Source organism: Halovulum dunhuangense, assembly GCF_013093415.1.
Taxonomy (GTDB): Bacteria; Pseudomonadota; Alphaproteobacteria; order Rhodobacterales; family Rhodobacteraceae; genus Halovulum; species Halovulum dunhuangense.
The window spans coordinates 197,159-219,651 of record NZ_JABFBC010000002.1 but is presented as its reverse complement, the minus strand read 5'-3'; the positions used below and the strand labels follow the sequence as shown (position 1 = coordinate 219,651).

Annotated in this window: 19 protein-coding genes and 1 tRNA gene; 6 read left to right on the top strand and 14 right to left on the bottom strand. The window is 69.0% G+C overall.

What is annotated here, in order from left to right; genetic code table 11:
* Window positions 1-30: 30 nt before the first annotated feature.
* From HMH01_RS11725 to HMH01_RS11715, 3 genes are all read left to right on the top strand, one after another.
* The gene (locus HMH01_RS11725) at window positions 31-1,731 is read left to right on the top strand and encodes a peptide ABC transporter substrate-binding protein (protein WP_171325761.1); all 1,701 of its coding nucleotides are present in this window, start codon (window positions 31-33) and stop codon (window positions 1,729-1,731) included.
* A gap of 95 nt (window positions 1,732-1,826) precedes the next feature.
* On the top strand, window positions 1,827-2,834 hold the full coding sequence (locus tag HMH01_RS11720; protein ID WP_171325760.1) for an ABC transporter permease: 1,008 nt from the start codon (window positions 1,827-1,829) through the stop codon (window positions 2,832-2,834).
* Window positions 2,827-3,756 carry an ABC transporter permease gene (locus HMH01_RS11715; protein ID WP_171325758.1) on the top strand — a complete coding sequence of 310 codons (930 nt, stop codon included), beginning with the start codon at window positions 2,827-2,829 and terminating at the stop codon, window positions 3,754-3,756. Before HMH01_RS11720 ends, HMH01_RS11715 begins: the two co-directional genes overlap by 8 nt.
* A 4-nt stretch (window positions 3,757-3,760) precedes the next feature.
* On the opposite strand, the gene HMH01_RS11710 is transcribed toward HMH01_RS11715, so the two are convergent.
* Both HMH01_RS11710 and moaA read right to left on the bottom strand, forming a co-directional pair.
* Window positions 3,761-4,690: a hypothetical protein gene (locus HMH01_RS11710; RefSeq protein ID WP_171325756.1), complete on the bottom strand. Its 930-nt coding sequence runs from the start codon at window positions 4,688-4,690 to the stop codon at window positions 3,761-3,763.
* A 7-nt stretch (window positions 4,691-4,697) separates the two neighbouring features.
* The gene (gene moaA, locus HMH01_RS11705) at window positions 4,698-5,711 is read right to left on the bottom strand and encodes a GTP 3',8-cyclase MoaA (protein WP_171325754.1); all 1,014 of its coding nucleotides are present in this window, start codon (window positions 5,709-5,711) and stop codon (window positions 4,698-4,700) included.
* A gap of 120 nt (window positions 5,712-5,831) precedes the next feature.
* On the opposite strand from moaA, the gene HMH01_RS11700 reads away from it, so the two are divergent.
* On the top strand, window positions 5,832-7,460 hold the full coding sequence (locus tag HMH01_RS11700; RefSeq protein ID WP_171325752.1) for an AMP-binding protein: 1,629 nt from the start codon (window positions 5,832-5,834) through the stop codon (window positions 7,458-7,460).
* On the opposite strand, the gene HMH01_RS11695 is transcribed toward HMH01_RS11700, so the two are convergent.
* From HMH01_RS11695 to glmU, 3 genes are read right to left on the bottom strand one after another with little or no spacing between them, the layout of a single operon-like run.
* The gene (locus tag HMH01_RS11695; RefSeq protein WP_171325750.1) at window positions 7,457-8,146 is read right to left on the bottom strand and encodes a DNA alkylation repair protein; all 690 of its coding nucleotides are present in this window, start codon (window positions 8,144-8,146) and stop codon (window positions 7,457-7,459) included. The two genes, HMH01_RS11700 and HMH01_RS11695, sit on opposite strands and share 4 nt — an antisense overlap.
* On the bottom strand, window positions 8,143-9,966 hold the full coding sequence (gene glmS / locus HMH01_RS11690) for a glutamine--fructose-6-phosphate transaminase (isomerizing) (protein ID WP_171325748.1): 1,824 nt from the start codon (window positions 9,964-9,966) through the stop codon (window positions 8,143-8,145). Before glmS ends, HMH01_RS11695 begins: the two co-directional genes overlap by 4 nt.
* The gene (gene glmU / locus HMH01_RS11685; protein WP_171325746.1) at window positions 9,966-11,318 is read right to left on the bottom strand and encodes a bifunctional UDP-N-acetylglucosamine diphosphorylase/glucosamine-1-phosphate N-acetyltransferase GlmU; all 1,353 of its coding nucleotides are present in this window, start codon (window positions 11,316-11,318) and stop codon (window positions 9,966-9,968) included. The genes glmS and glmU overlap by 1 nt, the downstream gene beginning before the upstream one ends.
* Window positions 11,319-11,447: 129 nt before the next feature.
* On the opposite strand from glmU, the gene HMH01_RS11680 reads away from it, so the two are divergent.
* Both HMH01_RS11680 and HMH01_RS11675 read left to right on the top strand, forming a co-directional pair.
* Window positions 11,448-12,101, top strand: a complete 654-nt coding sequence (locus HMH01_RS11680) for an HAD-IA family hydrolase (protein ID WP_171325744.1) — start codon at window positions 11,448-11,450, stop codon at window positions 12,099-12,101.
* Between the two features lie 58 nt (window positions 12,102-12,159).
* Window positions 12,160-12,233 (top strand) — tRNA-Gly (locus HMH01_RS11675).
* Window positions 12,234-12,907: 674 nt separating this feature from the next.
* Here HMH01_RS11675 and HMH01_RS11670 read toward each other — a convergent pair.
* From HMH01_RS11670 to HMH01_RS11630, 9 genes are all read right to left on the bottom strand, one after another.
* Window positions 12,908-13,579, bottom strand: coding sequence for a transporter substrate-binding domain-containing protein (locus HMH01_RS11670; RefSeq protein WP_171325742.1), 672 nt, complete (start codon window positions 13,577-13,579; stop codon window positions 12,908-12,910).
* Window positions 13,580-13,657: 78 nt separating this feature from the next.
* A complete protein-coding gene (locus HMH01_RS11665; RefSeq protein ID WP_171325740.1) occupies window positions 13,658-14,977 on the bottom strand; it encodes an acetamidase/formamidase family protein in 1,320 nt (439 codons plus the stop codon).
* A gap of 72 nt (window positions 14,978-15,049) precedes the next feature.
* Window positions 15,050-17,170 carry a molybdopterin cofactor-binding domain-containing protein gene (locus tag HMH01_RS11660; protein ID WP_171325738.1) on the bottom strand — a complete coding sequence of 707 codons (2,121 nt, stop codon included), beginning with the start codon at window positions 17,168-17,170 and terminating at the stop codon, window positions 15,050-15,052.
* Window positions 17,167-17,622: a (2Fe-2S)-binding protein gene (locus tag HMH01_RS11655; RefSeq protein WP_343035261.1), complete on the bottom strand. Its 456-nt coding sequence runs from the start codon at window positions 17,620-17,622 to the stop codon at window positions 17,167-17,169. The genes HMH01_RS11660 and HMH01_RS11655 overlap by 4 nt, the downstream gene beginning before the upstream one ends.
* On the bottom strand, window positions 17,619-18,098 hold the full coding sequence (locus tag HMH01_RS11650; RefSeq protein ID WP_171325734.1) for an OsmC family protein: 480 nt from the start codon (window positions 18,096-18,098) through the stop codon (window positions 17,619-17,621). Before HMH01_RS11650 ends, HMH01_RS11655 begins: the two co-directional genes overlap by 4 nt.
* Window positions 18,095-19,363, bottom strand: coding sequence for an LVIVD repeat-containing protein (locus HMH01_RS11645; protein WP_171325733.1), 1,269 nt, complete (start codon window positions 19,361-19,363; stop codon window positions 18,095-18,097). The genes HMH01_RS11650 and HMH01_RS11645 overlap by 4 nt, the downstream gene beginning before the upstream one ends.
* Complete coding sequence (locus tag HMH01_RS11640; RefSeq protein ID WP_171325731.1) at window positions 19,363-20,874, bottom strand: tripartite tricarboxylate transporter permease; 1,512 nt, start codon at window positions 20,872-20,874, stop codon at window positions 19,363-19,365. The genes HMH01_RS11645 and HMH01_RS11640 overlap by 1 nt, the downstream gene beginning before the upstream one ends.
* Window position 20,875: 1 nt before the next feature.
* Window positions 20,876-21,379: a tripartite tricarboxylate transporter TctB family protein gene (locus tag HMH01_RS11635; RefSeq protein ID WP_171325729.1), complete on the bottom strand. Its 504-nt coding sequence runs from the start codon at window positions 21,377-21,379 to the stop codon at window positions 20,876-20,878.
* A gap of 87 nt (window positions 21,380-21,466) precedes the next feature.
* On the bottom strand, window positions 21,467-22,471 hold the full coding sequence (locus tag HMH01_RS11630; RefSeq protein ID WP_171325727.1) for a type 2 periplasmic-binding domain-containing protein: 1,005 nt from the start codon (window positions 22,469-22,471) through the stop codon (window positions 21,467-21,469).
* Between the last annotated feature and the right edge of the window lie 22 nt (window positions 22,472-22,493).

Sequence of the window (22,493 nt, the reverse complement as noted above, 5' to 3'; positions counted from 1 at the left end):
CAACGACCAAATGGCAACAGGGAGCCAGACATGAAAACCAAGGCATTACTGACAGGGGTGGCCGCGCTCAGCCTTGTCGCGACCGGCGCTCTGGCCGAGCGGGGCTCGGACGGGCATGTGAACATCATCTACTGGCAGGCCGCGTCGATCATGAACCCGTTCCTGTCCGGCGGCACCAAGGACATCGAGGCCGCCTCGATGGTGCTGGAGCCGATGGGCCGCTACGACCAGGACGGCAATCTCGTGCCCTATCTCGCGCAGGAGATCCCGACGATCGAGAATGGCGGCGTGTCCGCGGACCTGACCTCGATCACCTGGAAGCTGAAGGAGGGGCTGCTCTGGTCCGACGGCACGCCCGTCACCTCGGCCGACCTGGTCTTCACCGCGGAATACTGCATGCATCCCGAGGGGGGCTGCGCGCAGCTGTCCAAGTATGACGGCGTGTCCATGGTCGAGGCGCTGGACGATCTGACGGTCAAGATCACCTTCGAGGCGCCCAAGCCCAATCCCTACGGCCCCTTCATGGGCGGCCAGTCGCCGATCCTCCAGAAGGCGCAGTTCCAGGACTGCCTGGGGGCCCGCGCGCCCGAATGCACCGACGCGAACTTCATGCCGATCGGCACCGGACCGTTCCGCGTGGTCGAGTTCCGCCCCAACGACGTGATCTCGCTGGAAGCGAACCCCAACTTCCGCGACCCGGCCAAGCCGGCATTTGCAACCGTGACCTTCAAGGGCGGCGGCGACGCGGCGGCCGCGGGCCGCGCGGTGCTTGAAACCGGCGAATTCGACTACGCCTGGAACCTCCAGCTTGCCCCCGAGGTGATCCAGGGCATGGTCGCCGCAGGCAAGGGCGAGGCGCTGTCGGCCTTCGGCACGCTGGTCGAGCGGATCGAGGTGAACCTGACCGATCCCTCGCCCGACCTGCCCGAGGGCGAGCGTTCGACGGTGAAGCATCCGCATCCGATCCTGTCGGACCTGCGCGTGCGCAAGGCGCTGTCGATGGCGATCGACCGCAACCTGCTGGTCGAGATCGGCTATGGCCAGGCCGGCAACCCGACCTGCAACCTGGTGCCGAACCCGCCGCTTTACGCCTCGCCCAACACCGAGTGCCTGACCCAGGACATCGAGGGCGCCAAGGCCCTGCTGGAAGAGGCGGGCTGGGTCGCCGGACCCGACGGCGTGCGGACCAGGGACGGGATGCGCCTGTCGCTGCTGTTCCAGACCTCGACCAACGCCGTGCGGCAGGACTTCCAGGCCCTGATCAAGCAGTGGTGGACAGAGATCGGGGTGGAAACCGAACTGAAGAACGTCGACGCCTCGGTATTCTTCGGGGGCGATCCGGGCTCTCCGGACACGTTCCAGAAGTTCTATGCCGATGTCGAGATGTACGCCAACAACTTCGATGGCATCGACCCGCAGGCCTATCTTGCCGCCTATCAGTGCGGGAACGAGCCGAAGCCCGAGTCGCAGTGGCAGGGCGAGAACATCAACCGCTTCTGCGATCCGGAATACGATGCGCTGGTCGACGAGCTTGCGCGCACGGGCGAGCTGGAAAGGCGCGGCGAAATCGCCATCCGGCTGAACGAGATGCTGACCAAGGACACCTACACGATCATCCCGCTGGTCGATCGTGGCCGCGTCTCGGCGCGCTCGAACACGCTGGGCGGGGTGATCCTGAACACCTGGGACAGCGAGCTGTGGAACATCGCCGACTGGTACCGCATCCAGTGACGGCCACGGCCTGAGACCCGGACGCCGCCCCGCCAGACGCGGGGCGGCGTCGTCCCCCGAGCCCCGACTAGACCGCTGACCCGAGGCGCCGCCGCATGTTCACCTACACGCTTCGACGACTCCTGCTTGCGATCCCGACGCTTCTGGTCATCAGTTTCGTGATCTTCATGCTGCTGGAACTGGCCCCCGGCGACCCGGTGGCGCAGATGCCGCTGACAATCCCTCCGGAGGTGCGCGAAAAGATCCGCCTCAGCCTGGGCCTGGGCGAGCCGCTGCATATCCGCTACCTGCTCTGGCTTCAGCAGTTCTTCGTGAACGAGCCGATCCACGTCTTCGACGCGATGTTCGGCACCAGCTACGGCGAGGGGATGCAGCGCGTCATCTCGTGGCAGACCCGCTCGCCCGTGGGCGACATCATCGCGCAGCGCATCCCGCAGACGCTGTGGGTGGTCGGCATGGCCTATGTGGTGGGGGTGCTGATCGCGCTGCCCATCGGCATCATATCCGCCTACAGGCAGTATTCCTGGTTCGACCAGATCGGCACGCTGGTGTCGATGATCGGCTTTTCGGTGCCCACCTTCTTCACCGGCGTGCTGCTGATCGTCGTCTTCTCGGTCAATCTCGGCTGGTTCCCGTCGATCTACGACACCACGCTTCAAGTGACGGACTGGGACAGCTTCCTCCTGCAGGCGCGGCAGATGGCGATGCCGGTCTTCGTGCTGGCGCTCTACAACGCGGCCCAGATCAGCCGCTTCATGCGCGCCTCCATGCTCGACAACCTGAACCAGGATTATGTGCGCACCGCCCGCGCCAAGGGGCTGCGCGAACGCGCCGTGGTGCTGATCCATGTGCTCAGGAACTCGATGATCCCGGTCGTGACCGTGATAGCACTCGGCGTGCCCACCGTGTTCGGCGGCGCCATCATCACCGAGCAGGTGTTCAAGGTGAACGGGCTGGGCCAGCTTCTGATCACCGCGATCTATGCCAACGACGTGCCCATGGTGCAGACGCTGACCTTCATCTTCGCGGTGCTGATCGTGCTCTTCAACCTGATCGCCGACATCCTCTACGGCCTTCTCGACCCGAGGATCCGCTATGACTGACGCCACCGCCGCCCGTCTTGCCGCCGCCGATCCCGTGCTCAGGCCGCCGCGCAGCCAGTGGCGCGACGTCTGGGACCAGTACCGCACCCACAAGGGGGCGCTGTTCGGCACGGTGGTGTTCGTGCTGATCCTGCTGGCGGTGATCTTCGGCCCGCTGATCTGGACCATCGACCCCACCTATATCGACATCCGCGCGCGCAGCCAGGGGCCCAGCCTTGCGCATCCGCTGGGCACCGACCAGCTGGGCCGCGACATGCTGGCGCGGATGCTGGCGGGGGGGCAGGTGTCGATCGCCGTGGGCATGACGGCGATGTTGCTGAGCCTGGTGCTCGGCACCGCCATCGGCGTGCTGGCCGGCTTCTTCCGCTGGCTCGACGGGCCGCTGATGCGGCTGACGGACGTGTTCCTCGCCCTGCCGCTGCTGCCGCTGCTGCTGGTCATGGTGATGTTCTTCCGAGAGCCGCTTTCGGGTGCCTACGGCCCCGAGACGGGTATCTTCATCCTGATGGTGACGGCCATCGGCATCACCTCGTGGATGCAGACCGCCCGCATCGTGCGGGGCGAGGTGCTGGTCCTGAAGGAACGCGAATTCGTGCTGGCGGCCCGCAGCATCGGCACGCCGCCGCGCCGGATCATCACCCGCCACGTCCTGCCCAACGTGCTTTCGCCGATCATGGTCTCGGCCACGCTGGGGATCGCCAGCGCCATCATCACCGAATCCGCGCTGTCCTTCCTGGGCCTGGGCTTTCCGCCCGACTTCCCGACCTGGGGCCGGCTGCTGTTCGACGCGGTGGACTATATCCGCGACCACCCCGAGCGGGTGATCTGGCCGGGGGTCGCCATCTCGCTCACGGTGCTGTCGGTGAACTTCATGGGCGACGGGCTGCGCGACGCGCTCGACCCGCGGATCCGCGGCCGCTGACAGGTCACGCCGCGGGCGGGATCCTGAGCCGCGCCAGAAGAAGCGGCGTGAAATACATCGGGTACTGGTAAAGCGCCACGAACAGCGCCAGCACCGGCTCGAAGGGCAGGGCGGCCAGGTACATCGCGATGGTGCGGTTGCCCATCAGGATGCCCGCAGCCCCCGCCTCCGCCGCGGGCAGGCGCGAGCCCAGCGCCGCGCGGGTCGCAAGGTTCGCGCCGATGTTCAGCACGAAGCCAAGCACCAGGATGAACATCGCGCGGCCCGGATCCTCCAGGATCAGCGCGCCCACCCTATCGAACAGCGGAAACACGAACAGCAGCATCCCGAAGGCGGCCACCCCGTCGAACACCTGCCCCGAGGCGGCGATGCGACCCGCGCCCACCAGCCGCCGGATGAGCAGCGCGCCAAGGATGCCGCCCAGGATCATCAGGAACAGCCGCTGCGCCAGTGCCAGCGGCTCCAGCGCCGCCTCTGCGCCGGGCAGGGCAATGGCGACGGCCAGCGGGCCCAGCACGGGCGTCATCAGCGTGGTGGCGACGGTCACTTCCAGTGCCAGCCGCGCGTTGAAGCCCAGCAGGAAGCACAGCCCCGCGCAGGAGGCGATGGGCGGGGCGGCGGCCACGTAGACCAGCGTCGCCGCCACCTCCGGCCCGAAGGCGCGCCCGACAAGGCCGTAGACCAGCGCCGTCACCGGCAGCAGCAGCACCGCGATGCCCGCAAGCTGCGCCAGCCTGCGCGGCCGGATCGCCGCGCGCAGCGTCGCGCCCAGGTCGATCCGCGCCATCGCCAGCGCATAGACCATCGACACCAGCGCCGGCAGGGCCGGGCGCAGGAACTCGGCCAGCCCCGGCGTGAACAGGGCGACCACCGATCCGATCGACAGGATCCAGCGCGCGTTGCGACCCGCGCGGGCAAGAAAGCCTATGAGCAAGGGCGTCTCAGCCGCCGGTGTGGCTCATGTGGCGGGTCATCGTGCCGCCGACCGTCTGCCGGGAATAGTCGAAGTCGTGCCCCTTGGGCTTGCGCGCGATGGCGGCGCGGATCGCCTGGTCCAGCAGCCGGTCGTCGCCGCTTTCGCGCAGGACGCGGCGCAGGTCGGCCTCGTCCTCCTGGCCCAGGCACATGAAAAGCTGCCCGGTGCAGGTCAGCCGCACCCGGTTGCAGCTTTCGCAGAAATTGTGGCTGAGCGGCGTGATGAAGCCGATCTTCTGCCCGGTCTCCTCGACGCGGACATAGCGCGCCGGGCCGCCGGTGGAATAGGGGATGTCGGTCAGGGTCCAGCGCGTTTCCAGGTGGCGGCGCACGTCCTTCAGATCCCAGTACTGGTCGAGCCGCAGGCCATCGCCCATGTCCTCGCCCATCGGCATCACCTCGATGAAGGTCAGATCGAACCCGCGCTGCCCGCACCATTCGACCATGCGGTGCGCCTCGTCGTCATTGGTGCCTTTCAGCGCCACGGCGTTCAGCTTCACCTTGAGCCCGGCCTCCTGGGCGGCGTCGATGCCGTCCATCACCTGCGCGAAGCGGCCCCAGCGGGTGATGTCGCGGAATTTCTGCTCGTCCAGCGTGTCGAGCGACACGTTCACCCGCCGCACGCCGCAATCGGCCAGGGGCTTTGCGAACCGGCGCAACTGCGAGCCGTTGGTGGTCAGCGTCAGCTCGTCCAGCGCGCCCGAGGCCAGGTGCCGCGACATCGCCTCGAAGAACTGCATGATTCCCTTGCGCACCAGCGGCTCTCCGCCGGTGATGCGCAGCTTGCGCACCCCAAGGTCCACGAAGCGCGAGCACAGGCGATCCAGCTCTTCCAGCGTCAGAAGATCGTTCTTGGGCAGGAAGGTCATGTTCTCGGACATGCAATAGACGCAGCGGAAATCGCAGCGATCCGTCACCGACACGCGCAGATAGGTTATCGCGCGGGCAAACGGGTCCACGAGGTTCGGCAAGTCCTGCATCCGGCTCTCCCCTTCCGAAGTGCGTGCCGGGCGAGACTACCCCCCGTGCGCGCCGGCTGCAAGCGATAGACCCCGCCCGGAACTGCCGCTAGGGTGCCGCGAAAACCGAACGGTGACAGCATGCTGCCGGACCGAACCATCGCCCGCCCGGGCCCGTGGGACCAGATGCGCCGCGATTTCGCCTGGCCACTGCCCGCACGCTACAACATCGCCGAAATCGCCTGCGAGCGCTGGGCCCGCGCACATCCCGACCGGCTGGCGCTGCGGCTGCTGCGCACCGACGGCGAGGTGCGCGACTACAGCTACGCCGAACTCAGCCGCGCCTCGGGCCGGCTTGCCAACGTGCTGCGGGCGCATGGGGTCGGGCGCGGCGACCGGGTGGCGGTGCTGCTGCCGCAACGGCCCGAGACGATCCTGACCCACCTGGCCGCTTACAGGCTGGGGGCGATCGTGGTGCCGCTTTTCACCCTGTTCGGCGAGGACGGGTTGCGCTTTCGCCTGGCCGACAGCGGGGCGCGGGCGCTGGTGACGGATCTGGCGAACCTGCCCAAGATCGTGGCGATCCGCGACGATCTGCCCGAACTGCGCGAGGTGTTCACCGTGGACGGCACCGAAAGCGGTGCCCATGCCTTCTGGCAGGAACTGGGCCGCGCCGCCGAGGGCGGGCCGCTGGCCGACACCACGCCCGACGATCCGGCGCTTATCTCCTACACCTCGGGCACCACCGGCCCGCCCAAGGGGGCGCTCCATGCCCACCGGGTGCTCTTGGGCCACCTGCCGGGGGTCGAGACGCATCACGACTTCCTGCCGCAGCCGGGCGACTGCCTGTGGACCCCGGCCGACTGGGCCTGGATGGGCGGGCTTCTGAACGTGGCGCTGCCGGCACTCGCGCTGGGCGTGCCGCTGATCGCGCACCGGATGGCCAGGTTCGACCCCGAACACGCCTTCTGGCTGATGGAGCGGCTTGCCGTGCGCAACGTCTTCCTGCCGCCCACGGCGCTGAAACTGATGCGGCAGGCGGCACCCCGCGCGCCGCTTGGCCTGCGCTCCGTCGCCTCGGGCGGCGAGGCGCTGGGCGCGGGCATCCTCGACTGGGGGCGCGCCACCTTCGGGGTCGAGATCAACGAGTTCTACGGCCAGACCGAGTGCAACCTGGTGCTCGGCAATTCCGCCCGCGTCCTGCCCGTCCGCCCCGGATCCATGGGCCGCGCGGTGCCGGGCCACGAGGTCGCGATCATCGACGCTGACGGCGAACCGCTGCCAGTGGGCACCGAGGGCGAGATCGCCGTCCGCCGGCCCGATCCGGCCATGTTCCTCGAATACTGGGGCCAGCCGGAAAAGACCGCCGAGAAGTTCGCCGGCGACTGGATGCGCACCGGTGATGTCGCGACCATGGACGACGAGGGCTATGTCCATTTCTCCGCCCGCAGCGACGATGTCATCACCTCCTCGGGCTACCGCATCGGCCCGACCGAGATCGAGGATTGCCTGAACGCGCACCCCGACGTGGTGATGGCCGCAGCCATCGGCGTGCCCGACCCGATCCGGACCGAGGCGGTCCGCGCCTTCGTCGTCACCCGCCCCGGTGCCGCGACCGACGGGCTGGCCGAGGCGCTGATCGCGCGGGTCCGCGCCCGCGTCTCGCCCCATGTCGCGCCAAGGGAGGTGGTGTTCGTGGACAGCCTGCCGATGACCGCGACGGGAAAGATCATGCGCCGCAGCCTGCGCGGCGGGGGCGCGGAAAGCTAGGCCAGCCCGCGCTCGGCCTCGCGCCGGGCAAAGGCCTTGAGTGCGGCGCCATGCGCGGCAAGAAAGCCGCGCACGGCGTCCGCGTCGTGCTTGGCCAGCGTGCGCAGCCAGGTGGCGATGGCCTTCTGGATGAACCAGTCCCGGTCCGCCGTCAGCCGCGCGGCCCAGCCAAGGACGCGCGCCCGCGCCGCCGCCTCGGCCTGCGACGGGTGGTTCAGCTTGGCAAGCGGCAACGAGAACACCAGCGCCGCGCGGCGCATCCAGACGTTTTCCTCCCAGAGCCAGCCCTCCAGCCGGTCGAGCCGCGACAGGTCCGCCATCACCCGCCGGCTGCCGGCCTCGGCCGCATGGTCGGCGATGGCCCAACCGTCGAAATCCGGTGCCCAGGCGGCGACCGTCTCCCAGACGGCCTGGTCCATCTCCGGGTCGGGGATGCGCGCCTTCACCAGCAGCTTGCCGGCGGCGATCCGCGCCTCGAAGATGCCGGATGTCCACAGCGCCTGCGCCTCGCGCACCCAGTCGCAGACCGCGCGTTCGGCCCGCCAGCCGCCCACCAGCTCGATGATCTGCGGGTTCGAGACGCCCAGCACCGGGCGGCGGGTCTTGTGGTATTCCGCCATCTCGCCCGCGCGGGCCGGATCGGCCATCGCGGCAAGCCGGGGCAGAAGGGCGCTGTCGTGCCTCATTCCACCGTGACCGACTTCGCCAAATTGCGGGGCTGGTCCACGTCGGTGCCCTTGGTGACCGCCGTGTGATAGGCCAGCAGCTGCGCCGGCACCGCGTAAAGGATGGGTGCCACGAAGGGATCGACGCGGGGCAGGCGGATCCGTTCCCACACGTCCTGCCCGGCATGGGCCAGCCCCGTCTCGTCCGACAGGAGCAGGATCCGCCCGCCACGCGCCATCACCTCGTGCATGTTGCTGACCGTCTTGTCGAACAGCGGATCGGTCGGCGCCATGACGATCACCGGCACCGTCTCGTCGATCAGCGCGATGGGCCCGTGCTTCAGCTCGCCGCTGGCATAGCCCTCGGCGTGGATATAGCTGATCTCCTTCAGCTTCAGCGCCCCTTCCAGCGCCAGCGGATACATCGCGCCCCGGCCCAGGAACAGCACGTCCTGCGCCTTGGACAGCTCCCAGCAGATGGCGCCCAGCCGGCTTTCGGTGGCCAGCAGATCCGCCATCGCCCCCGGCACGGTTTCCAGCGCCGACATCAGCGCCCCCTCGCGCGCGGCGTCGATCTGGCCCGTCTGCCGCGCGGCCATCACCGCCAGCACGGCCAGCACCGTCAGCTGGCAGGTAAACGCCTTGGTCGAGGCGACGCCGATCTCGACCCCGGCATGGATCGGCAGCACCAGGTCGCTTTCCCGCGCGATCGAGCTTTCCGAGACGTTCACGATCCCCACGATCCGCGCCGCCTTGCCCTTCATGTAGCGAAGGGCTGCCAGCGTGTCGGCGGTCTCGCCCGACTGGCTGACGAACACGGCCAGCGTGCGCGGGCTGACGGGCGGCTCGCGGTAGCGGAACTCCGAGGCGACGTCGATCTCCACCGGCATCCGCGCGATCTGCTCGAACCAGTATTTCGCGACCATTCCCGCCAGGTAGGCGGTGCCGCAGGCCACGATCACCACCCGGTCGTAGTCGCGGAAATCCAGCGCCAGCGGCGCGGGCTTCACGCCGTTCGCATCCGTCACCGTGTAGTGGCTCAGCGCATAGGCCATCACGGTCGGCTGCTCGTGGATCTCCTTCGCCATGAAGTGCTTGTGCGACCCCTTGTCGGCAAAGGCGTTGACGCCGGCGACATGGATCACCTGCCGGTCCACCACAGCGCCCCCGGCATCGTGGATGGTGGCGCCGGTGCGCCGGATCACGGCCCAGTCGCCCTCTTCCAGATAGGTCAGTTCGCGCGTCATCGGCGCCAGCGCCAGCGCGTCCGAGCCCACGAACATCTCGCCCTGCCCGTGGCCTATGGCCAGCGGCGATCCGCGCCGCGCGGCGATCAGCAGGTCGTCATGTCCCTCGAACAGGAACAGCAGCGCGAACGCCCCGTCGAGGCGTTTCAGGCTGCGCGCCACCGCATCTTCGGGGGTGGCGCCGCGGGCGATCTCGCGCGCGACCAGATGGGCCACCGTTTCCGTGTCCGTCTCGGTCGAAAAGCGGTAGCCGTCGGCCTCCAGTTCCTTCCGCAGGCTGCGGAAGTTCTCGATGATCCCGTTATGCACCACCGCCACCGGTCCCGAGACATGGGGATGCGCGTTCACCGTCGAGGGCGCGCCATGGGTCGCCCAGCGGGTATGCCCGATGCCGGCCTTGCCCCGGATCGGGTTTTCCACCAGCAGGTCCGACAGCGCCGCCAGCTTGCCCGTGGCCCGCCTGCGGTCCAGCGCGCCGCCGTTGACCGTGGCGATCCCAGCGCTGTCATAGCCTCGATATTCCAGCCGCTTCAGCGCGTCCAGGATGACCGGCCCGACCTCGTGATTGCCGAGAATTCCGACGATGCCACACATCAGTCCCGTCCCTTCGCCTTGAGCGCCTTCAGCCGCGCCATCATCCGCGCGCCCAGGCCCGCCTTGTTCACCTGCCGCGCGCGCGAAATTGCCAGATCGCCCGAGGGCACGTCCATCGTCACCACCGAGCCCGAACCGACATAGCCGCCCGCATGGACCGTGACCGGGGCCACCAGCGCCGTGTTCGACCCGATGAAGGCGCCATCGCCGATCACCGTGCGATGCTTGAACACGCCGTCATAGTTGCAGGTGATGGTGCCCGCGCCGATATTCGCGCCCTCGCCGACGCTGGCGTCACCGACATAGCTCAGGTGGTTGACCTTGGCGCCGCGGCCGACCTGGGCCGCCTTCACCTCGACGAAGTTGCCGATGCGGGCATCCTCGCCGATCTCGGCGCCCGGCCGCAGGCGCGCATAGGGGCCGATCTGCGCGCCTTCGGATATGTGGCAGCCCTCCAGGTGGCAGAAGGCGCGGATCTCGGCGCCGCTTTCCACCGTCACGTCGGGGCCGAAGGTCACAAAAGGCGCGATGGTCACGTCGCGGCCCACCACCGTGTCGAAGGCGAAGAACACCGTTTCGGGCGCGGTCAGGGTGACGCCGTTCTCCAGCGCCTCGGCGCGGGCGCGGGCCTGGAAAACCGCTTCGGCGCGGGCCAGGTCCTGCCGGCTGTTCACGCCCATCGTCTCGGCCTCGTCGCAGGTGACGACGGCGCAGGTCAGGTCCCGCGCGCGGGCAAGGCCCACGATGTCGGTCAGGTAGTACTCGCCCTTGGCGTTCGCGTTGCCGACCGCGGCCACCAGGTCGAACAGGGTCGCGGCGTCGGCACAGACCACGCCCGAATTGCACAGCCGGATCGCCTGTTGCGCCTCGGTCGCGTCCTTGTGCTCGACGATGGCCTGCAGCGCGCCGCCCGCGTCGAGGATCAGCCGGCCATAGCCCGCGGGATCGCCCGCCACGAAGCCCAGCACCACCACCGCGGCGCCCGAGGCGCGCGCCTCCTGCATCGCCTCAAGCGTCTCGGGGCGCACGAAGGGGGTGTCGCCGTAAAGCACGATGGCATCGCCCTCGAACCCCGCCAGCGCGTCCCGCGCCTGCGCGACCGCATGCGCGGTGCCAAGCTGCTCCTCCTGCACGACGCAGACGGCGTCCTCGTCCTGCGCCTGCGCGGCCTTGCGCACCGCCTCGGAGCCGTGCCCGGTGACCACCACCATGCGCTCGGCGCCCAGTGCGGCCCCGCTGCGCATCGCGTGGTGCAGCAGCGGCGCGCCCGCCAGCCGGTGCAGCACCTTCGGCAGGTCCGAGTTCATGCGCGTGCCCTGGCCAGCGGCCAGCAGAATGATCGCCGTGCTCATATGCGGTGTCTTGCCTCTTTGCGGTTTCCGCGTCTCTTATCAGGCAAGCGGCCGGATCGCCAAGCGGGGCCGCTTCAGAAACTGTTTCAGTCCGTTGCGCCCCGGCGCGGGACGCTTCCACGGGATGCCATGCGCAGCGCCATCTTCGATCTCGACGGCACGCTTGCCGATACCTCGGCCGACCTGATCGCCGCCGCCAATGCCGGGCTCGGGGCAGAGCTTCTTCACCCCGCGCGAGACCAGGCGCTCGCCTTTCGCGGCGGGCGGGCGATGCTGCGCGAGGGGTTGGCGCGCGCGGGCAGCCATGCGTCCGACACCGAGGTGGAGAGGCGCTTGCCCGCCTTCCTTGCGCATTACGAGGCCAATATCGACCGCCACACCCGGCTTTACCCGGGCGTCGAGGGCGCGCTGGACAGCCTGGCCTCGGCGGGCTGGGTGCTGGGCGTGTGCACCAACAAGCCCGCCGCGCTGGCGGAAACGCTGCTGGGCCGGCTGGGCCTGCGCGACCGCTTCGCGGCCCTTCTGGGCGGCGACAGCCTGCCTGTGCGCAAGCCCGATCCGCGCCATCTGACCGACACCATCGCGGCGCTGGGCGGCAACCCCGCCCGCGCCGTTCTGGTGGGCGACAGCGATACCGACCGCAACGCCGCCAAAGCCGCTGGCGTCGCCTGCGTGCTGGTCACATTCGGTCCCGAGGGCGCCGCGGTCGAGGCGCTGGGCCCCGAGGCGCTGCTGCCCGACTACGCGCTTCTGCCCGATCTTCTGGACCGGCTCATCCGATGATGTCCCGGCTGCGGGCGCTTGACCGCGCGCGGCCCATGACTTAATCCGGACCCCACGAGCGGGCATGGTGAAATGGTATCACACGAGCCTTCCAAGCTCTTGGTGCGGGTTCGATTCCCGCTGCCCGCTCCAGCCGACCGACACGCAGCGTCCTCGCGCCGGCCCTGACGCACAGGGGCGCCCGCGCGTTTCGTGGTCCCGTCACCCGGACAGAAGACCAGCCGAAACACGCCTGCGGATCCGGTGCCGTAGCCGATCCCGTTCGGGCTGCGCGACACTTCCAGGGGTCCGCCGTCAGGCAGGGGATGTTGGCGGCGTCCAGCCCGCCTGCGACGCGGAACCGGCACCCGGTCGCGGCCGGATCCACGACGGTGCGAAGACGGGCGTGATGCGCAGGGTGAACCCGCCGCCCGGGATATCGCCCACATCGATCGGGAAGGTCAGGCTCAGGTTCGAGGGATCCTCGATCCCGACGCGCCGTCGAACCCGATGATTTCGCCTGCGGCAACCATGCCGCCCAGCCCGGATGAAAGTGCCGCTGCCGACACGAGGACATTCCGGAATTTCACTTGCACCTTCCCCTCTCGATCGCCGTGCCACCGGCGGCGGGGGGCCGGAGGGGCCCCGGCAGGAGGCTGCATGATCATTCGCACATACAAGAATGCATAAGATCTGACGCGGATCGGGGCGCGCGCATTCTACGGATGCGGCGGCCTCGCCATATCCGGGATCCCCGCACGCGCCGGGGGGGGGGGCTGCGATATCGGTTGTCAGCGGTGCCGGGGACAATGCCCCCGGGCCCGGCGCTAGAGATGCGTGGCGACGAAGCCGTCCGCGATGGCGCGCGCGACGAAATCGTCGAGCGCCTTGATCGCCGGGTTGTCGGGCCCCGGCAGGACCATCGCCTGTTCCACTTTCGCGACCGTGCCGGTCAGCACCATGTAGCCGCGATCGCCCGCGAAATGCCGCTCGAGCGAGGCGCGCACGCCCGCGACCGCATCGCCGCGCCCGCCGCGGAACTCCTCGAAACTCTCGCCCGGCGTGCCCGAGCGTTCCAGCCGCGCCGCCTTCAGATTGGCCGTCAGCCACATGTCATAGGCCGACCCGGTGGAGGTCAGGACCGTCAGGCCCGCCCGGTCGGCATCCTCGGGCGTCTCGATGCCGCTGCCCACCCGCACGGCATAGGTCGCCTCGATGGTGTGATAGGGCCGGGTGAAGCTGATCGACTTGGCCCGCATCGCGTCGATGGCGAGAAAGCCCACATCCCACCTGTCGTTCAGCGCGTCGTCGAACACCTTGCCGGCGCCGGAATAGACCACCTGCTCCAGCCGCGCGCCGATCTCCTCGGCCAGCCTGCGGCCAAGCGCCGGGCTGATGCCCGTGAAGCCGCCCTCCACCGGTTGCACAAGTGCGCGGTTGCCGGTGTTGACCGTCGCGCGCAGCACGCCGCCGCGCGCGATGGATGCCAGATCGCTCATTCTTTCCTGCCCCTCTGTTGATGGGGCGCCGGCGGTGGTTCCCGCCGGCGCCGGTCCTGTCCTCAAGATCGTCCTGCCTTACAGGTCGTACTGCTCGCGGGCGTAGCCGCCCAGGCCCACCGCATCGAGCTTCGAGAGCGGCGCAAGGAAGGTGACCTGGATCACCCCCGGCGCGCGGCCGATCTCGATGGCGCCGTTGATGGTGGCGCGGTTGCGCACCTCGGCCACGCTCATGCCCAGAAGTGCCGCGGCGCGGGCAAGCCCGTTGTCGATCGCGGCGTTCATGTTGGCCGCCGTCCCGATCACCGAAATCGGCGCCGAGGCCTCCAGTTCGCCCACGCCCCATTCCTGCGCCAGCCGCGCCGCCTTTGCCCGCTCGCTCGCGGTGAAGGGGCGCGCCAGCGGCGGCAGGTCCTCGGGCAGCGGGAACAGCACCGGGCCGTCGATGGGCCAGTCCTTCAGCACCTCGACCTGGAGCGTGACCGAACCCGCCACGTCCATCGTGTGGCCCGCGATCTCGCCGTCGCCCTGGGCCGCGTGCATGTCGCCCATGTAGACGCCCGCGCCCTTGACCTTGACCGGGGCGACCAGGATCGCGCCGGGGCGCACCGCGTCGATGTCCATGTGGCCGTCGGTCTTGTGTTCCGCCAGGTCCTCGGCGGTCATCGCATAGGGATGCGGCGCGCCCACGAGGAAGGCGCCGAAATCGCCCGCGTTGTGGCTGTCGGGCATCGCGCGCGACGGGCAGGTGCCGAGCTGGCCCAGGAAGGGCCGCATCCGCACCATGACACCCGCCATGTCCGAGGGCGCATAGGTCAGGATCGAATGCTGCTTCGAGTCGTCCGGCAGCGCGGCGAAGTGCTTTGCCTCGTGCGCGATCCGCTCGGCCGCCTTCTTCGACATGGTCACGCCGACATGGCGCGTCTCGTCGAAGACGACCGTGTAGCCGTGCACGATCTCGAAGGGCTTCACGGGGTTGCCGCAGGCGTCGCAGCGCACGGCGTCCTGGCCGATCCCCTCGACATGGGTTTCGGGCCAGACCGTGTCGCAATGCGGGCAGCGCGCGGCGACATAGGGATCGCCCAGGCAGAACCCTTCGGGAGAGCTGTCATGCCCCGAGGCGGTGGCGATCGAGGTCACGGTGATGTCGCGGATGCGGATGGCGACCGCGTCGCCCGGTTCCGCCCCCTCGACATAAACGGGGCGCGTCACCTCGTGCCCGCCGCGCAGGGCGGGGGTGATCATCGGCCCCCAGCAGCCCGGCGCTGTGTTGGCGATGATGGTGCCGCCATTCTCGACCGGGCCCAGCATCGGCGACTCGGGGTCGAGCACGCTGTTGGTGAAGCCCTGCACGACGACGCTGCGCCGCGCGCTGTTGGAGGTGGTGCCGTCCGGCATGGTGAAAATCCCCCTGTCTGGATGTGATGCCTGTAAACCTAGCGCGGGCGCGGGGCCGCGCAACGTGCCGGATCACGCCTCCATCGCGGCCCGCCTTATCGCGTCTGGCGTGAAGGGCATGTCGCGCAGCCGCAGCCCGGTCGCCGCCGCGATGGCGTTGGCGATGGCCGCCGCCGCAGGCCCCGGAGACGCCTCTCCCGCGCCGACCGAGGGCGTCTCGTCCGACCCGACCAGATGCGTCTCGAACTGCGGCACGTTGTCGAAGCGCAGCACCGGATAGCTGTCCCAGTCGCGCCCCAGCACGCCGTCGCGGTCCCAGCGCTGTTCCTCGTACAGCGTCCAGCTTGCCGCCTGGATCACCCCGCCTTCCAGCTGCGCCGCCAGCCCGTCGGGGTCCACCACGCGGCCCGCATCTGCCACCATGACCACGCGGCCCAGCCGCACCTCGGCCGCGTCCGTCAGCTCGAGATCGACGTAAAGCCCCACGCGCGTCATCTGGTTCTTGTACTGCGCATAGGCGATGCCGCGCGCGAAGCCCTCGGCCACCGGGTCGGCCTTGGCCAGCGCATCGAGCCGCCTCAGCACCGCGATGGCGCGCGGGTCGTCCAGATGCTCCAGCCGATAGGCGATGGGGTCGCGGCCCGCGCGTTCCGCCGCCTCGTCCATCACCGCCTCGATCGCCAGCACGTTGATGACCGCGCCCAGGCAGCGCATGGCCGAACTGCGCAGCGGCATGTCGGGCACCAGCCGCTTGACCAGCCGCTTGTCGGCGAAACGGTAGATCGGGTCCAGGTTGCGGTGGATGCCCGCATGTTTCCCGATATTGGGCGTCGCCTGGAACGGCGGCGGCGCGTCGTCGCGGAACCGGTTCGACAGAAGCCGCGCCGGGCCCGAGCGGTTCGGGCCGGGGCGGGGCCTGCCGCGATGGGTGTCGCTCATCGCCTCGGCCGCGAAACCCGCGATCCGGCCCCCCTCGTCCAGCGCAGCCGCCACCTCCAGCACCGTTGCGGGCGCGACGGGTTCCCAGGCGTGTTCCTCCTCGCGGGTCCATTTCAGCAGCACCGGCCGCCCGGGCACCGCCTGCGCCACCAGCGCCGCATCGAGCGCCGCGTCATCGGCCCCGTTATGGCCATAGCAGCCGGGCCCGGGGGTGTGGGTCACCACCACCTCGGCGGGGGTCAGGCGGAAACTGTCGGCCAGCGCGTCGCGCAGGGTCCAGATGCCCTGGCTGTGGCTGTGAACATGGAGCCGCCCGTCGCGCCACTCTGCCAGCGCCGCCGAAGGGGCAAGCGCCGCATGCAGCTGATAGGGCCGGCTGAAGCTGGCCGCGATCTGCGGCGCATCCAGGGGCGCGGGCAGGGCCGCCGCCGTATCCGGCATGCCCCCCTCCGCCACCGTGATCCGGGTCGCGGGCCGGCTGCGCAGCAGGTCGCGGAAATCGCCCTCGGGCAGGCCCGCGCCGGCATCCCAGTCGCAGGCCGCCGCAAGCCGCCGGGCGGCGCGGATCACCTGCCATTCCGACGCGCCGGCAATGGCCAGGAAACTGCCGTCGCGCAGCACGGTGAAGCCCTTGTGTTCCAGGCTTTCCACCACGCCCGCGTCCAGCCCGCGCAGCCGCGCCCGCGCATGGGGCGGGCGCAGGGTGCGGGCATGCAGCATGCCCGGCAGGTCCAGGTCGTGCAGGAAGCGGTAGGCGCCGGTCACCATCTCCGCCAGCCCGCGCGGCGGCAGGGCGGGCAGGGGGCGGCGCAGCGCCGCCGGCAGGGGCCGGGCGTCGGGGTCGAGCGGCGTGTCCGGGTCCAGCGCCGCCACCAGGTCCAGCAGCGCGATCTTTGCATTGGTGCCGGGGCGGATGACGTAGTCGTCCTCCAGCCGCAGCGCATCCGGCGCCGTCTCCAGCCGCGCGGCGGCCAGTCGCAGCACCGCCGCGCGCAGGCTGGCGGCGGCCAGCCGGATCGCGCCGCCCCCTTCCTGCACGGAAGTCGAGCCGGAGGTGATGCCCTGGTCCGGGCTGTCGGCGGTGCTGACGGGTGCCACCTCGATCAGCGCGGGCGAAAGGCAAAGCTCTTCGGCGGCGATCCGCACCAGCGCGGTCGAGATGCGCTGCCCGATATCCACCTTGCCCGCGCGCACCCAGAGCCGGCCATCCTCCAGCCGCAGCCAGTCGCGGATCAGCGGGTATTCCGTGCTCATGCCTCGCCCTCCGCCGCCATTTCCACGGCGGCGAACACCCGCGGGTGCGATCCGCAGCGGCACAGATGCGGGGTCAGCGCGGCCGCGGTCCGGGCACGGTCGGGCTTGCCGCCGCCGTCCAGCAGCGCCGTCACCGCCACCACCAGCCCCGAGGTGCAGTAGCCGCACTGCGCCGCCCCCGCCGCGACGAAGGCGCGCTGCACGCGGGCGCCGGTATCCGTGTCGGCCAGCCCCTCGACCGTCACGATCTCGCGCCCCTCGAAGCTTGCAGCGGGACTGGTGCAGCTCAGTTCCACCCGCCCGTCCACCAGCACCGCGCAGGCGCCGCACTGTTCCAGCCCGCAGCCGATCTTGGTGCCCTTGAGCCCAAGATCCTCACGCAGGACATAGGCCAGCGGCGTGTCGGGATCGGCGTCGATCTCGTGCTCGCGGCCGTTGATCTTCAGCTTCACGGCTGAACCCTTTCCCATCTCACGTCCATCTCCACCCCCGCCGCGCGGAACAGGTTCATCACCGGGCAGCGGTATTCCACGTTGCGGATCAGGCGCTGGAACCGCTCTTCCGACTCCTCGGTGTGGACGCGGATGCGCATTTTCACCCAGTTGAAATAGGGCCGCACCCCCTGCACCCCGCGCGAGCCGCGCTGGTCCACCTCGCCATCGGCCGACAGGTCCACGGCGGTGTAGGCAAAGCGCATCGCCTCGGCGCAGCGGTTGATGATGACCCCCTCGCAACCCAGCAGCGACGAGAGCGTCATCTCCAGCGGTGTCGGCCCGGTGTTGGTTTCCTTCTCGTCGGTCACAAGGATGTGGTCGCGCACCATGATGACGCTGCGCGTGCCCCCCTCGTTGCGGGCGCTGACCCGCCTGATGCCCAGCGCCGCCTTGGTGGGATCGACGCTGGGCGGCAGCAGGTCGTCGCCGCTCAAACCGTCATCTCCAGGATGTCGAGGCCGCCGGTCCGGTCGATCACATAGATCAGCCCGCGATCGTCGAGCGTCACGTCGTTCGATTGCGGCGGGCTTCCGTCCGGGCCGGGGCCGGGGATGAAATGCGCGACCTCCACCGGCAGCTTGGGGTTCGACACGTCGAGCACCCGCAGCCCGCCGGCGAACCAGGTCAGATAGACCAGGTGGCTGTCCAGCTTCTCGCGGAACTGGTGCGCGCCGAAGCGCACGCCCTTCTGCCCCGCCCAGGGGCTTGCGCGTTCCGACAGGTCCCAGGCCGCCACCGGCACCATGTTCGACAGGTCGGTGACGTCCATCACCCACAGGAAGCCGTGCAGCCGGCCCGGCAGGTGGTCATGCTCCTCGTCCACCGCCAGCGCGTAGCGCCGCCCGTCGATCAGCTTCTCGAAGGGCATCACGGTATGGGTGGGCTCGGGGATCGCGGGGGGCCATTCGTAGGTGCCCACCTCGCGCAGGTTGCGGATGTCGCTTGCGTCCAGCACCCGCACGCCGGCATGCATCACCGCGGCCCAGAACTCGTCGCCGCAGCGCATGGCGTGGTGCAGGCGGCGGCCATAGCCGGTCCAGGTGGGCGTCTCGCCCCCCCCGACATGCTGGCCCTTCATGTGCCAGCGCGACACTTCGGTGGGGTTGGTGGGGTCCGACAGGTCATAGACGACAAGGATGTTGCCGACATAGCCCTCCATCTCGGTCGAGATGTAGGCGTAGTTCTCGTCCATGTCGAAACGGTGCACCCCGAAGCCGTGGGTCTTGACGTAGGACAGAAGCTTCGGCGCCGTCGGGTCCGAGATGTCCCACACCCGGAAGCCGCCATTGTCGTAGCCGCGGGCATGCGCCTCTTCCAGGACCGGGATATCCTCGGGCTTCACGCCAAGCTTCGCGGCCACGTCGGCATCGCTTGCCCCCGCGCCAAGCTCGGCGCGGATCCCCTCGATCCTGGCGCCCTTGCGCAGGAAGTGCCGGCGGTCCTGCTCCACGTTGGTGACCATCAGCTTGCCCGCGACCCGCACCTTGTGGGTGTGCGACCATGCGGGCGGATCGATATGGGCGACCACCCTGGGGTTCGCGGGGTCCGACACGTCGATGACCGACGTGCCGTGCGGCGGCTTCATGTGGCCGACATAGGCATACTGCCCCTGCACCACGACCTGCCCGCCCCCGGGAATGTCCATCCGCGCGATCCGGCGGATGTTGCGCGCCATCTGGAACTCGATTTCCTGTTTCATCAGACGATAACCCCTTGCTTGCGGCGCTTCATGTCCAGGACCACCGGCAGCGCCAGCGAGAGCACCAGAAGCACCCACAGCACGTTGCCGATATTGGAGGAGAACAGCACCATGATGTCTCCGTTGGCGATCTTGAGCGCGCGCAGGAAATAGGTCTCCAGCAGCGGGCCGAGGATGACGCCGATCAGGATGGCGGCCACATGGTAGCCGGTCTTGCGCGCGATGTAGCCCAGCACGCCGAAGCCCAGGCCCAGATACATGTCGAACATGTATTCGCGCGGCACGAAGGCGCCGACCAGCGTGAACGAGATGATGAGCGGCGCCAGGTAGATCGTCGGGATCGTGGTGACCCGGCTCATGTAGCGGCTGAGCGGGATGATGGTGAAGGCCATCATCACATAGGCCACGGCCATGGCGATGAACATGCCATAGGCGACGTCCGGGTTGCGCTGGAACAGCGACGGGCCGAAGCTGACGCCGTGATACTGCATCACCACCAGCATGATCGCCGCCGTGGCGCCCCCGGGAATGCCCAGCACCAGAAGCGGCACCAGCGTCCCCGAGGTGACGCCGTTGTTGGCGGCCTCCGGCGCGATCAGCCCCTCGGGGTGGCCGGTGCCGTATTTCTCGGGCGTCTTGGAGAAGGTGCGCGACTGCTGGTAGGCCACGAAACTCGCGATCGAGGCGCCCGCCCCGGGGATCACCCCGATCACCAGCCCCAGGATGCTGGTCCAGACGACATGCCACCAGCGCTTGAGGGTGATCGCCACCCCCTCGAAACTGGCCGCCCAGCTTGGCTTGGCCATGGCGGCGGCGCCTTCCTCGGTCAGGATCAGGCGCTTCTCGATGATGATGAAGGCCTCCGACACCGCGAACAGGCCGACCAGCGCCGGGATCAGCGGCACGCCGTCGTAAAGCTCCAGCAGCCCGAAGGTGCCGCGCGGCGTGGCATAGACCGTGTCGGTGCCGATCGCCCCGATCATCAGCCCGAAGAAGCCCGCGATCAGCCCCTTCAGCAGGTCCTGAGCCGCGATCGAGGCAATGAGCGAGATGCCGAACAGCATCACCACGATCATCTCGACCGAATGCATGTAGAAGCCGACCCGCGCCAGGATCGGCATGGCGGCAATCGCGATCAGCGTGGTCAGCAGCCCGCCCATCACCGAGGCCACGAAGGAAATCGCCAGCGCCTGCTGCCCGCGCCCCTGCTGGGACATCGGATAGCCGTCAAGCGGCGTGGCGGCCGCCCCCGCCGTGCCGGGAATGTTCACCAGGATCGCGGGGATCCCCGCGCCCATCCGCGCCGCGCAATAGAGCGAGATCATGAAGATCAGCCCCATCTCCAGGTCCATCGACAGTGTCAGCGGCAGAAGGATGATGATGGTGTTCGCGGCCGAGAAGCCGGGAATGCCGCCCACAACGAGCCCCAGAAGGATCGAGGGGACGATCACCCACCAGTAGCCGAGCGTGTCCCAAAGGACCGAAAGCAGGATCGAACCGGTTCCGTCCATGTCAAATGATCCCCTGCATCAGGTTCTCGAAGGGGCCGCGCGGGAAGCGCGTGTCAAAGGCCCAGATGAACAACGCCCAGCCGCCCAGCGCCATCGTCGCCGATAGCGCCGCGATCAGTCCCAGACGCTCGCCCTTTGCCAGCACCGCCATCGACAGGAACAGGAAGAAGAACGTCGTCAGCGTGAAGCCGCCCAGATCGATCAGCACGCAATAGGCGATGGTCAGCAGCAGAAGCCACAGCCGCCCGCTGGCGATGTCCTCGCGGTTGAAGAGCCGGCTGATGCCCAGCGATGCCTCGCGCTTCTTCAGCAGGATCGCGGAGCGCAGGACGAACAGCGCGCAGCAGAAGAGAAGGATGCCGCCGATCAGGAAGGCGCTGACCTGCGCGGTCCAGGGCGAATTCCAGATCGTCGTGAAATAGTAAAGCGTGAAGGCGACCGCGAGGACGGGAATGATGAGTTCACCGCCAAGCTGTCGTTCCGGTCGGGATGGTTCTTGCGCCATTTCTCAGGGATCTCCGGGCAGGGATGAGGGGTCGGGCGGATGTGCGAAATGGCCCGCGCGACATGCGCGCGGGCCCAGTGGGGCGCCTCAGGCGCCCGACAGGAGCGACTTGTACTTGCCGCCCAGTTCCAGCATCGCCGCGGCGAATTCGCCGCATTCCTCGGGCCCGCCATAGCTCAGGTACTCCGGCGCGCCGCCGCTCTCTTCGTAGACCACCGCCAGTTCCGGGTCTTCGAAGGACTGCTTGAAGGTCTCCTGCAGGATGGCATAGCGCTCGGGGAAGTCCTCGGCCGCCTTGCGGTGGATGGCGAAGGCGCGCGAGGACAGCATCTCGGGCAGGTCCAGGTTGAAATGCGCGTTCATCTCGGGCGCGTTGTTGAGCCGCTCGCCGACCCGGTTCGTGCCCATCACGCACAACGTGCGCACCGCGTCCCCGGCCGCGATCACCGAACCCGAAGTCAGCACCGAGAAGTCGACCTCGCCGGTGACGGCGCCCGCGACGGTGCCCTTGCCGCCGGCCAGCGGGATCAGGTTGAACTGCGCGCCCGTCGCATCGCCGATCGACAGGATCCCGATGGACGCCGGATGCGCCATGCGGCTGGTGCCCACGGTCAGCTGGCGCTTCTTGCCCTCCTCGACGATGTCGTCGATGGTCTGGAACGGGCTTTCCGCGCCCACGAAGACGACGCAGGGATCGACGTCCACCCGGCCCCAGTAGAAATAGTCGTCCAGGCTGAAGTCGGGCATCTGCATCGCCCAGTTCAGCACCTCGGGCCCCATGTTGCCGAAGATCAGGCTGTAGGCGTCGGCATCGTGGCGGCCCATGAACACCTCGTAGCCGACCCGCCCCGAGGCGCCGGGATAGTAGCTCGGCTCGAAGCCGGTGTTCAGGTATTTCTGCCAGATCTGGGTGAAGGCGCGGAAGTTGCGGTCGGCGCCGCCGCCCTCGGCCGTGGGCACCACGATCTGGATGTTGCGCGCGGGGTACTGGTCCTGGGCCCGCAGGATCCCGGGTGCTGCCAGCGTGGTTGCGGAAAGTGCTGCCCCGGTCTGCAAGAGCGAGCGGCGAGTTATCAGTCTGTTCCGGATCATCGGAGTCTCCCTTTTGGTTTTG